At 54.1% G+C, this 13,789-nt stretch carries 12 protein-coding genes and 1 tRNA gene; 8 read left to right on the plus strand and 5 right to left on the minus strand.

Features of this window, described 5'->3' with window-relative positions; all coding sequences use genetic code 11:
• Nucleotides 1-46 precede the first annotated feature (46 nt).
• A tRNA-Ser gene (locus tag AAEU42_RS07400) sits at nt 47-135 on the plus strand.
• A 200-nt stretch (nt 136-335) separates the two neighbouring features.
• Here AAEU42_RS07400 and AAEU42_RS07405 read toward each other — a convergent pair.
• Nucleotides 336-1,472 carry an IS3 family transposase gene (locus AAEU42_RS07405; RefSeq protein ID WP_342232902.1) on the minus strand — a complete coding sequence of 379 codons (1,137 nt, stop codon included), beginning with the start codon at nt 1,470-1,472 and terminating at the stop codon, nt 336-338.
• 359 nt (nt 1,473-1,831) lie between these two features.
• Between AAEU42_RS07405 and AAEU42_RS07410 the strand changes: the two genes are divergently transcribed.
• Together AAEU42_RS07410 and AAEU42_RS07415 are read left to right on the plus strand one after the other, a co-directional pair.
• Complete coding sequence (locus AAEU42_RS07410) at nt 1,832-3,733, plus strand: P-loop NTPase fold protein (RefSeq protein WP_342232903.1); 1,902 nt, start codon at nt 1,832-1,834, stop codon at nt 3,731-3,733.
• Nucleotides 3,734-4,031: 298 nt separating this feature from the next.
• The gene (locus AAEU42_RS07415; RefSeq protein ID WP_342232904.1) at nt 4,032-4,442 is read left to right on the plus strand and encodes a VOC family protein; all 411 of its coding nucleotides are present in this window, start codon (nt 4,032-4,034) and stop codon (nt 4,440-4,442) included.
• 437 nt (nt 4,443-4,879) lie between these two features.
• On the opposite strand, the gene AAEU42_RS07420 is transcribed toward AAEU42_RS07415, so the two are convergent.
• Genes AAEU42_RS07420 through AAEU42_RS07430 form a run of 3 tightly spaced genes read right to left on the minus strand, consistent with a single transcriptional unit; the run spans nt 4,880 to nt 7,789 of the window.
• On the minus strand, nt 4,880-6,166 hold the full coding sequence (locus AAEU42_RS07420) for a glycosyl hydrolase family 18 protein (protein WP_342232905.1): 1,287 nt from the start codon (nt 6,164-6,166) through the stop codon (nt 4,880-4,882).
• A gap of 4 nt (nt 6,167-6,170) precedes the next feature.
• Nucleotides 6,171-6,911, minus strand: a complete 741-nt coding sequence (locus AAEU42_RS07425) for an N-acetylmuramoyl-L-alanine amidase (RefSeq protein WP_342232906.1) — start codon at nt 6,909-6,911, stop codon at nt 6,171-6,173.
• Between the two features lie 26 nt (nt 6,912-6,937).
• A complete protein-coding gene (locus tag AAEU42_RS07430; RefSeq protein ID WP_342232907.1) occupies nt 6,938-7,789 on the minus strand; it encodes a hypothetical protein in 852 nt (283 codons plus the stop codon).
• Nucleotides 7,790-7,868: 79 nt separating this feature from the next.
• Here AAEU42_RS07430 and AAEU42_RS07435 point away from each other — a divergent pair, with 79 nt between their 5' ends.
• The 4 genes from AAEU42_RS07435 to AAEU42_RS07450 all read left to right on the plus strand — a co-directional run bounded on the left by AAEU42_RS07435 (nt 7,869) and on the right by AAEU42_RS07450 (nt 10,989).
• Nucleotides 7,869-8,135, plus strand: a complete 267-nt coding sequence (locus AAEU42_RS07435; RefSeq protein WP_342232908.1) for a YlmC/YmxH family sporulation protein — start codon at nt 7,869-7,871, stop codon at nt 8,133-8,135.
• Nucleotides 8,136-8,228: 93 nt separating this feature from the next.
• The gene (gene glmS, locus AAEU42_RS07440) at nt 8,229-10,061 is read left to right on the plus strand and encodes a glutamine--fructose-6-phosphate transaminase (isomerizing) (protein WP_342232909.1); all 1,833 of its coding nucleotides are present in this window, start codon (nt 8,229-8,231) and stop codon (nt 10,059-10,061) included.
• 202 nt (nt 10,062-10,263) lie between these two features.
• Complete coding sequence (locus AAEU42_RS07445; protein ID WP_342232910.1) at nt 10,264-10,806, plus strand: NADH peroxidase; 543 nt, start codon at nt 10,264-10,266, stop codon at nt 10,804-10,806.
• A 27-nt stretch (nt 10,807-10,833) separates the two neighbouring features.
• Entirely contained in the window at nt 10,834-10,989 is a 156-nt protein-coding gene (locus tag AAEU42_RS07450) for a rubredoxin (protein ID WP_342232911.1), read from the plus strand.
• 346 nt (nt 10,990-11,335) lie between these two features.
• On the opposite strand, the gene AAEU42_RS07455 is transcribed toward AAEU42_RS07450, so the two are convergent.
• Nucleotides 11,336-12,400, minus strand: coding sequence for a site-specific integrase (locus tag AAEU42_RS07455; RefSeq protein WP_342232912.1), 1,065 nt, complete (start codon nt 12,398-12,400; stop codon nt 11,336-11,338).
• 315 nt (nt 12,401-12,715) lie between these two features.
• Here AAEU42_RS07455 and AAEU42_RS07460 point away from each other — a divergent pair, with 315 nt between their 5' ends.
• Nucleotides 12,716-13,750, plus strand: a complete 1,035-nt coding sequence (locus tag AAEU42_RS07460) for a hypothetical protein (protein ID WP_342232913.1) — start codon at nt 12,716-12,718, stop codon at nt 13,748-13,750.
• The last annotated feature ends 39 nt before the right edge of the window (nt 13,751-13,789 follow it).

Genomic DNA, 13,789 nt, shown 5'->3' on the forward strand with positions numbered 1-13,789 from the left:
CAGATGAAAATAAGGTATCCTACTTAAAGCGTTCAAAACAGAAGATGGAGCGGTATCGAAGTGGTCATAACGGGGCTGATTCGAAATCAGTTTGAGGGCAACCTCACGTGGGTTCGAATCCCACCCGCTCCGCCAAATGAATGAGGCCCTAAGTATTGAACAGTTTTCTTAGACTGTCCAATGCTTAGGACCTTGTTTTTTTGCCAGAAGGCCTGATTCTATAAGACTTTTTGGCCTTTTACATTTTCTTTGGTTTGTGATCGCTTGATTATTAAAAACATAAAATTGGGAGTCGGAAAAGAGAAATGACTCGGTTTTGAACCCTGCGTCTATCTTTATCCTATCTTGCTTTTCTTGGCTTCATACAGTGCTTCAAACTTCTCCGGCGTCTTGTACGCCAGTGTGCTGTGCGGTCTCTGAGTATTATAGAAGTCAATATAATTGTCAATGCTCTCATGGAATTGCCGCTCCGACCTGTACTGAGTACGGTAAATCTCTTCCCGCTTCATCGAGGCAAAAAATGATTCCGCAACAGCGTTGTCATGAGGCCTGCCTGATTTGGAAAAGGACTGGACAACCTTGTTCATGCGCAACAATTTACAAAATGCTTTAGAAGTATACTGAGCGCCTTGGTCGCTGTGAAAAGTCACCCCTTGCGTGGCGTCTCTGCTTTGAATGGCACGCTTAAAAGTGGATGTAATCAAGTAGGTACTATTCTTAGGCGATACTCCATGTGCAATTACTTTCCGGGAGAAGAGATCCAGTATGACGCAGACGTATATGTACTTCTCGTTGATTTTGAAGCAGGTCACATCGCTGACCCAGACACGGTTTGGCTCAGATACTTGAAATTGCCGCTGCAGGATGTTTTGCTTTTTCTCCATCCTCACGCTCTTTTGATAATCCCGCTTAGAGTATAGGGTAACACTCTGCAGCCCCATTTCCCGCATCAGCTCTGCCACATATTTGGGAGAGGTGCGGACACCCCGCTCTGCCAGTACGACAGCTATTTTGTTGGCGCCAAATCGCTGGTGGCTTTCATCAAAGGCTTTCTGGATATGTTCCTTCATTTCCGCCCGGCGCTTGTCATAGGCAGTGACGTCCTTTCGGCGGAAGATGTGGTTATAGAAAGTACCGCGAGAAACGCACAAAGCTTCGCATAAGGCATGGACGCTGTATTGGCCGTATAACTTGGTAAGTTCATTCAGCTTATCCTGCAAAGGGGCGGATGCAGTGCAATCAACCTTTTGCAGGATTTCAAGTTTCTGCTCCAGCTTCTGGAGCCTTTGCTTCATCTTAATGAACTCCTGCTGACTGACCTCATAGCCTGATGCCGTGGCAGTCACTGTATATGGTTTGATCCAAGTATAAAAAGTGCTTCGTGGGACTCCTGACGATACACAAATCTCTGCAACAGACTCGCCAGCTTGGTATCTACTTACCAACATTGACTTTTCTTCTGTGCTGACCATGATATGATCAAGCCTCCTCTCTACCTTTGTCAAAATTGTACTGGGAGGTGAGCAGGTATGCAAGTTCTTGCTGGCATATTATATGATAAAATATTGTAAATGCCGATAGTGTCTGGTATAATTAGACAACGGCAAAGAGATATCGTTCTTTTATCAATACGCATAGAAGGAAAAGCCGTACAGGATACCTGTGCGGCTTTTGTGTTGGAGTATATTATGTGAATAATGCGCTGCTCAGTAAGATTCTGAGTTTTGAAATAATTAAAACCTGGTTTCGAGTATGTGGACACTCCGATGACAAAACATATTACCATTGGATAAAAAGAATTGACACAACCCGAAAGGAAGATTGAAGTGATATGGATACAATTGACGAATTGCTATATTACAGCCGTGAAATCGAACCAGTGGGAGCTTTACTTTTAACGGGCGAATGGGGTTGTGGAAAGACGCATCTCATAGAAAATGAGTTCAAAGATGCGATTTCTGATGAAGCTATTGTTCTTAGAATATCGTTGTTTAGCGTTTCATCTCCTGATGAAATACATTCTGCTGTTAAAAGTGCATGGATGGAGGCGTACTGTAAGATTAAAGGGGTAGAAAGCATTACAAGCAAAATTTGTTCGGGCAAAAAAATCGTTTCCAAGTTGGATTTTCTTCCTCAATGGGCTAAGGGAATCGCTTCCACAGATGTTAGCATTTTTCTACCAATCGGAAACACACTGGATAACAAAAAGGTGATACTTGTTTTTGACGATTTAGAAAGATGCAGAATGAATATTGTGGATGTGTTGGGGGTTATAAATGAGTATTGTGAAAACCAAAAGTACCATACGATTATTGTTGCGAATCAAGAAAAGCTTTACCCTAAAGAAGAAGCTATAAAAATAGCTGTAGATATGCAATCGTCTCCTACACAAAATGCCAGAATTGAGCAGTGTAATAAAAAAATCCATTTTAATGTGCAAGGTTTGAATAAGTCGGATAATTTAAGCATTCCATACACTGAAATTAAAGAAAAGATTATACAAAGAACAGTGCATTATATTCCTAATTATGATGCCATTGTCCACACTGTAATCCACAAGATGAAATATCCGACTCAGGATTATAGAGAATTTGTAGTCTCTTGTGAGGCCCCCCTTTTGGAGCTGTTTGCACCAGACAGAAAAATACCCAGTCCCAATGAAAATAATTCACAAGGCAATCTATCTAGACCACACAATATTAGAAGTCTAAAATGTGCAATAAATGATTTCTATCGTGTTTATGCAGTTTTGCAGTCAAACAATTTTCCAAATTTGAGTAACTGGCTCTATAGCTTTGTGTCATATGTAATCGCATATAAAGCTGATATTGCTAAAGAGGGCGCTTATGGTACACTTTTTACTGACGAAGAGGTCAAAAGGCTGTATCCGGCATTTCACGGGAAATATATATTTAATGGCGTGAAAAGTTGGATACTTCACGGCATTTGGGATGACGAGGCTATCTTACATGAGATAGAATTTATAAAAGAACGAGAAAAAGCAGCCACTCCAATTGATATGATAAAGACTTATCGTATTACGGATATTGATGAGGAAGTAGTATGCGCTGGCTTTGAGGATTTTCTTGAATTGGCATACAAAGGAACATTAAGCCTTGATGAATATGTACTTTTGATTGAGAATTCTTGTTGGGCAAGGAGTTTTGAATACACATATCCTATTCCAATAGATTGGAACAAAATTAAGCAAGGAATTTCTATACAGAAAAATAAACTTAAAGCTGAGCTGCCCGAGGGTCAAATACTGCGTAGTTATATTAGCGACGAACAAAAACCATACTTCACGTCCGAAGAATGGGAGGCATATACACTTATTTCGGATTTTGCATTTGGCAATGAGTTTTTGTTTTATAAGAACAGGATGCTATATATAGACAAAATGAGTGAGTATGGAGCTTCTGCATTCCAATTTATTCAAAACAAAAGATTTGACATGTTCGACAAGGAAATGGCCATTTCCACAGCAACAGCTTTTTCCCAAGAGAATAATTATGGGAAAAGTTATTTCTGGCGTACATTTAAACAATTTTGGACGGAAAATGTGATGTCAAGCGACATAAAAGCACCTGAAAGTTTAAGTGGCTTTTGTGAGCTGAAAGAAATGTTGACTCAACAGCTTAAAAAATTAGACGAAGAAAATAAACCTATTTCAAAAATGCATACCGTAGCCTTTATCAAAAGCCTCAATCAATTGATTGAGGCAAACAGCTAAAACCACACATTTAATCCCTACAAATGTCCCCAATAACGATGCACTACCTTTAAGGTTGCTGAGCTTCACATTATCCATATAATGTGTGATATAATTTACGCAAAATCGCTATTCATTGAGGCTCAAGACTTTTAAAGAAATATCGTTTTTGCGCAGTTGTGTCAAGAACTTTGTCGAAAGCAGCCACCTCATATGGAGTGGTTGCTTTCGACTTTTATGCAGTAAAACGTAGCTTGCATCATCCATCTTTGTTCTTTATAATAATTATAATATGATAAAAGAAAGGAGGCAGATGACATTGAATGGACGTGACGCAAGGGTAGGCGCGTGCATACTGGCTGACGATATGGATAGTATGGTTCGATTCTATAGGGACACATTAGGCTTGCATACCCGGTGGGATGGCGGAGATTTTGCGGAGTTTGAGACGGCAAGCGGTGAAGCGTCTTTTTGGTTATATAGCCGGAAACAATTTGCCAAGGCAATAAAGGAGGATTATGTTCCGCCAAAGGGCATCAATCAGACGTTTGAAATTGCTTTCTGGCTACCCCGCTTTGCTGATGTGGATGTAGAATATGAGCGGTTGAGGAAGTTGGAGGTGCAGTTTCCTACGGGAGGCCCCGTCACCTATGATTTTGGCATCCGAAATTTTTATGTCGCTGACCCGGAGGGGAATCTGCTGGAAATTGGCAGCATGAGCAAAGAGTAGTTTTGGCTTTGTTTAGGGGGCAGAAAACGAACTGCAATAAAACCAAACGGAACTATCTAAAATCACCTATTGCGTCAACTCAAAACGGTCTGGAATTGCACGAAGGCTCCCTGTGTAGGGCGGGGAGCTTTCTAAGCGATTCCAGGCCGTTTCTCATTTTCGGGGCGGAGACCATTTTTACCCCAAAATAAAAAAGGGGGACGGCGTTGACCGTCCCGAATCAAAACGCGCCGTGTGGCGCGGAGATTTTGGTCTGTTCCCCCGTGGGCGGCGTCTGCCAGCCCACGGGGGACAGCGTTTTTGAGAGAGAAAGGAAAAGAGAGAGGAGGTTTTTGGCATTTATCTTAGCCTGTCTGTCCTGACGAGTATAGATTACCATACCCCTGAAAAAAGTGATGTACAGTTTTGGAACTTCTCATGAATAATTTATGAACGTTTCAGGACTGGCTCTCCCGGAGCTGATAGAGGGTGGACAGCACCCGCCAGTTTTGGGGGAAGGGGCGCATCAGGTTCCAGTAGCCCGCCCCGAGGAGGCCGTACTCCGGGATGAGGGCCAGCTTGGCCTGAACGCTCCTGGCGTCCTCGAACCAGACCTCGTGAAGGACACCGGACCCGTCGGTATAGCGGAACCAGGGAGACTGGGCCGTCTCGTCGTATTGGATTTCCGCCCCATACCGCCGGGCCAGGGCCACGGCCTGCTGGCTGGAAATGGAGGTGGCCTTGGTCTGCCCCTTGACGAAGGGGAGAGGCCAGTCGTAGCCGTAGTTGGGCATCCCCAGCCAAATCTTTTCCGCCGGGATCTCCGTGAGGGCGTACTCCACCACCTGCCGCACGTTGGGCAGGGGGGCCACAGCCATGGGCGGGCCGTAGGTATAACCCCACTCATATGTCATGAGCAGCACCTCATTGACGGCGGCACCGATGGCGGCGAAATTATGGCCCTCGTAAAGGGTGCCCTGCTGGGTGGCGGAGGTTTTGGGGGCCAGGGCGGCGATGACGGGGTAGCCCCGCGGGTTGAGCCGCCGGGTCAGGGCGCCTAGGAAGTCGGCGTAGGCCTGGGCGTCCTCGGGGTAGACATACTCAAAATCAACGTCCAGCCCCCGGTAGCCCTTTTCCATCAGCGTCACCGAGATGTTGTCCATGAGCCTGGCCCGGACGCTGAGATCCGTCAGGGCCAGATGGGCCAGCTCGTTGGAAAAGCCGCCGCCCTCCGTCAGGGTGGACAGGTGCATCAGAGGGGCCACTCCGGCGGATTTGGCCATGGCCAGGAGGGTCTCGTCGTCCAGGTCCACCAGGGAGCCTTCCTCGTTAAAGCCATAGGTGAAGGGGGTGAGGAAGGTGAGATAGGGGAGGGTTGCCTGGAGGAGGGACTTGCTGATGAAGGGGTATGCGTAGCCGTTCACCGAGATGGGCGGCCCCGGCTCCTCCCGGTAAGAGATGACTAGGGTCTGCCCCGGCCACACCGAGGGCTCGCCCCCCAGGGCGGGGTTGTTCTGATAGAGGGTCCGCAGGCTTACGCCATATTCCCGGGCAATGGAGGTGAGGTTCTCCCCGGCGAGGACGGTGTGGGTCGTCTCGGGGAAGCGGATGACCAGCGCCTGCCCCGTCACCAGCCGCTCGGGGGCCTCCAGGCCGTTGTCCAGGACGATCTGGGACATGGGGACGTCATAATCCAGAGCGATGGAGTAGAGGGTGTCTCCCGGCTGTACCACATGGATGACCATGGCCTTACACCAGCGTGACGAAGTTGGAGTTGGCCCAGCCCACGACCCCGTCGTAGCGGACCACGTACCAGCCCTGATAGCGGTTGATGACGGTGAGCCTTGCGCCGTCCGGGGCCCGGGTGATCACATAGGAGGCCGGGTCCGGTTTGTCCCGGATGTTCAAAGAGCCCCAGTTCACATCCACTACCGCGTTCTGATAGGGCCGCGGAGAGAGGAAGGGAACGCCGAAATATTCGGTGAGGGAGAGGACGATGTTCCGGGCGATGGCGTCCAGATTGCTTTTGATCCAGATGGCGTCGTCCCGGTTGTCGTGATAGCCCAGTTCAATAAAGACCGACGGGGCCCGGGGCTGGCGCACCTCGCCGATGGTGGTGGTGGGCTCCGCCCGCACCCGGTTGGGAAGGGGATAGATGTCCTTGAGGCCGTTGGCTACCAGCTCGGCGGCTACCTGGCCCTGACTGCTGCCGGGGTAGTAAAAGACGATGATGCCCCGCCGTTGGCCGTAAAGCCCCTCGGGGGCGGCATTGGAGTGGAGGGCTAGGTGCAGGTCGTACCGGCCCTGGTTGGACTGGCGGATGGATGAGGCGGCGGTCATGTCGGGGGAGTTGCGGACGTACCGGATGCCGGAGGCCGTGAGATAGGGTTCCATGGCGTCGGCCAGGCGGTTCATCCACTCCTCTTCGGTGCCGCCGTTGACGTAGAGGTTGTTTTCCTGAGTGGAAGGGGAGAGATAGATGATGGGCATGGGGATACCTCCTTTTTTGCCCTATCCTATGACCACGCTTCCGGATCGGTGCCGTAGAGCTCCACCAGCTCCAGCTGGGACGAGCGGGCCAGGTCGTACACCGTTACCAGCCGTCCACCGTCGCTGTCCAGATCCACCCCCTGGGCCATGTAGGCGTACCAGACCAGGTAGGCGCACTGGGCGCCGACCTCCTCCAGAGGGGCGAATTTGTCCCCCCGCAGCCCGGAAAAGAGGGTATAGGGCCGCCCGGCCAGACGGTCCCTGGCGTACTCCGCCGCGTTCCCGGCCAGCTCCCCGCTGCCGGAATAGCGAAAAACCATATAGCTGCGGTACTCCCGCCAGTGGTCCAGGGGGCGGAGGATGGCGGTGGTGCCCACCCCCACCGCCTCCAGGACGATCCCCTCCCGGGCGTCTACCACGATGCCGGCGTGGCCGTGCCGCCAGCCCAGGGCGTGGGTGTCCAGAGTGAGGAGGAGGTCCCCCTCCCGCAGGGCGGCGGGGAGGGGGCCGAAGAAGGGGGTGCCGGTCTCCGGGTCCTTCATATGGTCCTCCCGGATGAAGGGGGGAAAGAGCACCATGCAGTCCACCTTCCTGGGGGTGAAAAAGGCCTCCTGCCGGGCGGGGATGGCGGCGGGGTCAGTGGCCCGCAGCAGGTCCACGGCGGGCTTCCCCAGACCGGTCTGGGCCAGGAGCAGGGCGTAGTCGGCGGGGGAGAGGGTGGCCTTTGCCAAAACCGCGGACAGATCCTCACGGGGGTAGTCTGGGAAAAAGGAGGGGGTGCGGTGGGCCCAAAGCTGGAGCAGGGCCACGGTGAAGGCGGCGGCCAGGAAGAGAAGGATGACCCGCCGGCAGAGGCGGCGGACGCGCTGACGGGACATAGCCTCGCCTTCTTTCTCAGATTTCAGGTATGGGACAACGCCCGGCCTCCATATCTTTGGGTGAGGGGAGGCGCGCGATATGGACAGCCGCATTGGCGAACTGCGCTATAAAGAGGTCATCAACGTCACCGACGGCACCCGCTACGGCTATGTGGGAGATGTGGAGGTGGACCTGGAGACTGGCCAGGTCCGCACCCTGGTGGTGCCGGGCCGGCTGCGCTTTTTCGGCCTGCTGGGCCGGGAGGCCGAGCGGGTGTTTCCCTGGTCGGCGGTGCGCCGGTTTGGGGAGGATATCATTCTGGTGGAGGCCGACGCCCCCGCCCTGTCAGCCCGCCGCCGGCGATAAAATGAGGGAGAAATATTGCGCCTGACGGGCCTGTGGTGGTATAATACCTCGTCAAACGCAAAGGAGCGCAATTTACAGACTGGAGGATCGCCTATGTGCGGCATCGTTGGTTTTATCGGGAAAGAAGAGGCGGCGCCCATCCTGTTGGACGGCTTGTCCCGCCTGGAGTACCGCGGTTATGATTCGGCGGGCCTGGCCATCTATGACGGGAAGCTGGGGCTGCAGGTAGTGAAGGCCAAGGGGCGGCTGAAGGTGCTGTCCGACCTGACCCAGGACGGCGCCACCGTCCACGGCACGGTGGGCCTGGGGCACACCCGCTGGGCCACCCACGGGGAGCCCTCCGACGTGAACTCCCACCCCCAGGTGTCGGAAAACGGCCGGTTCGCCGTGGTCCACAACGGCATCATTGAAAACTACGTGGAAATCAAGGAGTTTTTACAGCATAAGGGGGTCACATTCGTCTCCCAGACCGACACCGAGGTGGTGGCCCAGCTGTTGGAGTACTACTACGACGGGGATATTCTGAACGCCGTGAGCAAGGTGCTCCACCGCATCAACGGGGCCTACGCCTTCGGCATCGTCTGCGCCGACTGCCCGGACAAGCTGGTGGCCGTCCGCAAGGACAGCCCCCTCATCCTGGGCCACGGGGACGGCTTCCAGCTTTTGGCCAGCGACGTCACCGCCGTCATCAAGTACACCCGGGAGGTGAGCTACCTGGACGACGGGGAGGTGGCGGTGCTCACCCAGGAGGGCGCGCAGGTCTACGACGCCTATCTCCAGCCGGTGGAGAAGGAGCGCCACCACGTGGACTGGGAGATCTCCGCCGCCGAGAAGGGCGGCTATGAGCATTTCATGGCCAAGGAGATCATGGAGCAGCCCGAGGCCTTCCGCAAGACCGTTTTCCCCCGGATCAAAGAGGGCCGGGTGGTGCTGGACGACCTGTGCTTCGACGCCGGATATCTGAAAAATCTGGACAAACTCTACATCATCGCCTGCGGCTCCTCCTACCACGTGGGCATGGCCGCCAAGTACAACCTGGAAAAGCTGCTGCGCAAGCCGGTGGAGGTGGCCCTGGCCTCGGAGTTCCGCTATTGCGACCCCATCGTGACGGAAAAGACCCTTGCCCTTGTCATCAGCCAGTCGGGCGAGACCATCGACACCCTGGCGGCTATGCGGGAGGCCAAGCGGCTGGGGGCCCGGGTGCTCTCCGTCGTCAATGTGGTGGGCTCCACCATCGCCCGGGAGTCCGACGACGTTATCTACACCTGGGCCGGGCCGGAGATCGCCGTGGCCACCACAAAGGCTTATTCCACCCAGCTGGCGGTGACCTACCTCATCGGCCTCTATTTCGCTGATCTGATGGGCACCATCGAGAAGAAAGAGTACGACGCCATTATTTCGGAGCTGCTGCTCATCCCCACCAAGCTGGAGTCCATTTTGGAGCGGCGGCAGGCCATCCAATATTATGCCTCTATCTATTTTAATCACCCCTCCATTTTTTTCATCGGCCGGAACATCGATTACGCCATCGGCATGGAGGGCTCCCTGAAGCTGAAGGAGATCTCCTATATCCACTCCGAGGCCTATGCCGCCGGGGAGCTGAAGCACGGCACCATCTCCCTTATCGAGCCCGGCACCCTGGTGGTGGCCCTGGCCAGCTACCAGCCACTCTTTGAAAAGCTCATGAGCAACGTGGTGGAAGTCAAAAGCCGGGGGGCCGACGTGCTGGGCCTGGCCACCGACGCCAAGGGGGCCGAGATGGCCAAGACGGTGGACCACACCATCACCGTTCCCGACACCCACCCCATGCTCCTGCCCAGCTTAGATGTGGTCCCGCTCCAGCTGTTCGCCTACTACGTGGCCCTTCAGCGGGGCTGCGACATCGACAAGCCCCGCAATCTGGCAAAGTCCGTCACTGTGGAATAACAGGGGAAGCGCCGTCAGCCCAGCGGGCCGGACGGCGCTTTTTCATGGCGCGGGGATTGGAAAATATTTTCTAAAAAAATGAAAAAAATACTTGACAGAACGTGACCACTATGGTATTCTCATATCAGAAACAGGAATTATTACTGTTTAAGAAAAGCAAATCGTGATTTACATCAATTATTTTGTAGGAGGTAATTTTAAGATGAAAAAGTGGGTTTGTTCTGTTTGTGGTTACGTTTACGAGGGTCCCGAGGCCCCTGATTTCTGCCCCATCTGCAAGGCCCCCAAGGATAAGTTCGTGCTCCAGGGCGGCGACAAGGTCTGGGCCGCCGAGCACGTGGTGGGTGTGGCCAAAGGCGCTCCCGAGGATATCATCAAGGATCTGCGCATGAATTTCGAGGGCGAGTGCTCCGAGGTCGGTATGTACCTGGCTATGGCCCGTGTGGCCCATCGTGAGGGCTATCCCGAGATCGGCATGTACTACGAGAAGGCCGCTTACGAGGAGGCCGAGCACGCCGCCAAGTTCGCCGAGCTGCTGGGCGAGGTGGTCACCGACTCCACTAAGAAGAACCTTGAGCTGCGTGTGGATGCCGAGAACGGCGCCACTGCCGGCAAGGTGGACCTGGCCAAGCGCGCCAAGGCTCTGGACCTGGATGCCATCCACGACACCGTCCACGAGATGGCCCGGGACGAGGCCCGCCACGGCAAGGCTTTCGAGGGCCTGCTGAACCGTTACTTCGGCTGATCCGCCAGGGCAAAGGAGAAGCGTACCATGGATAAGTATGTCTGCCCCTGCGGTTACGTCTATGACCCTGCTGTGGGTGATCCCGAGCACGGCATTGCCCCCGGCACCCCCTGGGAGGCTGTTCCCGAGAGCTGGGAGTGCCCCGTGTGCGGTATGGGCAAGGACGTTTTTGAGAAGGAATAAAGTTCATCCTCGGAGCGGGGACCACGTTCGTGGTCCCCGCTCTTTTTATATTCCGAAAAAGCTTGATGATACGAAGTCAAGTATTGCCCTGAGCCATAGTTTCGGCAAAGGATCAACAGCAAAAGAGAAGCCCCCTTGACAACAAGAGACGATCCTGTTGCCAAGGGGGCTTATTTTATATTTATGGGACCCAAGGGCCGGAATGTGGAGCATGAAGGGACAGATGAACGCGGTTCCGATTGAAAAATGAGCCCTGACAATTATGAGAACGATCTGGTTTTTGTGTGAACACGGAAGTCGTAAAGGTAGAACCTTTACGACCCCCTCCACATGATTTAAGCGTTCATCACAATTCGAAGTTTTTCGACATAGGGGAAATTCGGTTTAATTTTTTGATCTCCCGCTGTTTCATCACATCCAGAGCGTGGACATACCGCATGGTGATTTCCAGGTTGGCGTGGCCTAACAGCTCACTGAGGGTCTTATAGTCCATCCCGCACTCCAGCGCCCGTGTGGCGAACGTGTGGCGCAGGCAGTGATAATTTGCGTCCGCGACGCCCGCTTTCCGGCAGACCTTTGCGAAATAGCGCTGTACGGACCGGGGCTCAAAAAACTTCCCGCCCGGCTGATGGAGGATGAATTGATCCGGTTCGGCTTCCATGGCCGGAAATCTTGCCTGATGCTTCATGAGGATGTCCCATAGAAAATCCTGCATGGGGAGCCAGCGGTTGCCCTTGGCGCTCTTGGGCGGCCCGATCTGGATGGTGGTCCTCCCCGTCGGCCTGCCGCCTTCCAAAACCTGCATCCGCTGGAGCGTGCCGCAGATGTGCAGGCGGTGTCTGTGATAATCCAGGTGCCGCCACTGGCAGGCGCACACCTCGCCCACCCGGGGCCCTAAATAAAGGGAGAGCCACACCGCGACGGCCAGGACGTGCTCCTCTTCCGAGAGCGCATCCTCCAGGCGGATCTGTTCATCCTCCGTCAGGACCCGCATATCGGCGAGTCTGGCCTTGGGGCTGGCCTTTCCCAGAATAGGGTTGGCGGGCACCAATCCCTCCCGCACGCCCCAGCGGACGGCGTCCAAAATGATCTGATAGATCCCCAGGACACTTTTGGAGGAGAGGCCCCCCCGTCCGTCCAGCCGTCCTGTCTCCCGCTTTTCCGCCAGGAATTCCTCCAGCTTTTCATCCGTGACCTCGCTGACAAAGCAGTGTCCAAGGCCGGGAATGATCTGACGGTATACGGTTTGGGCGTAACAGCTCACGGTGGTGGCCTTTACGTTTTTGTCCTGCTCACAGCGCAGAAGCCACCGGGAGAGCAGCGCTTCCAGCGTCATCTCCTTTCCCTCGTTCCAAACCGGGTGCGCCCATAGGGGCATGATGGCCTGAAGCCCATCGATGATTATCCTCATTTGAGTGGAAAGCTGTTCAGTATCCGTAATCGATCGCATTTTAAACCTCCATTCTATTGTTGAAAAAGGGAAAAAGGGGTTGGTTTTTCCCCCCACAGGCGTTATAATACACTTATATATCTCATACGCGGCAAAGGCAGTTCCTATTTTCTGTCGTAAAGGTTCTACCTTTACGACCCCCTCCACATTTTTCTGCTGGACCCTGCTATTCTGCCCTCAAAAAGAGGCGGTTAGTCATGCCGGGAGGAGAACGGACAGAGGGAAGCGCGTCCGCCGCTGTGGGAATAAAAAGAAATGGGAGAGCGGTGTTGAAAGATGAGAGAATACGTGATGCCCTCCAAAGACGGCAGCTATGTGTACCTGAGCGCCTCCGTTGCCGGGTACATGGAAAAGCGTGTGGCGCTCTACGAGCAGAAAAATGGTAGCGTGCTGGCGCTGCGCAACGAAAAGGACGGCCAGCTGGAGGTCAGCAGTACGGTGAACGGCCAGGGGGTGAAGCGGGTGGTCTATTCCCGCGTCCTGGTCGACTGCCTGCGCCCCCTTCAAAGCGGAAGCCGGGGGCACATCTCCGCCTGGTATGACGCCGCAATGGGCGCGCTGCTGCTGGGGGATGACGGGATGGAGACGGAATTTGACCATCAGGCCTTCCGCCGCCTGGACCTCTCCAGGATCCACCGCTTTCCCTGCCAGATCGCCCCGGGATATCTGCGTATCCGGCAGACCTTTCAAAACCGCTCGGAGGCGCTGTACAAAGGCTGTCACTTGGCCTTCCTCAAACGGAACGCGGGTGAGGTGGTTCTGGAAACAGAGGGTGAGGAGGGCATCATCCGGAAGCCGGAGGTAGTCTCCTTTGCCTGGAAGCACTGGAAGGATAAAACGCTGTACAACCGCTTCCTGGAGCGGGGTACCGTGGTTTCCCCCGATATCCGCGCCCTGGCCCGGCTCCATGACTTGGACGGCTTTGCCCCTTTGAGAGCAACGGCCTCCATGACCGCGGAGCTGGGGCGGGATTTCTGCCTGCGCTTTTCCCCGGCGGTGATCGACAGCTTGGGGCGGGGGCTGTCGGTCTACCTGTGCGGCCCTTACCTCGCCCTTGGGAGTGACGGGGAAGGGGATATCCAGGTCCGGGAAAAGGAGGGACGGGGGCTGGTATACGCCCCGCGGCTCTATCAGCAGCTCACCATGCGCTACCCGGGGAACAGCCGGCTGTTTTTGATCCCCCACGGAAATTTCCTGGTGTTCTCTGAAACGGAGACGTGTGAGAGCCTTCCGCCGGAGGATTATTTCTGCCGCCTTTTGGTCTCACGGGAGCGTTCGGCACACCTGATGCGCTACGGCGCGGCGCTGTGATCCCAGGGATTTGCGTGGAAAAGAAAAGGCCCGACGCTC

This window comes from Pseudoflavonifractor phocaeensis, from assembly GCF_038439875.1.
GTDB lineage: Bacteria > Bacillota > Clostridia > Oscillospirales > Oscillospiraceae > Vermiculatibacterium.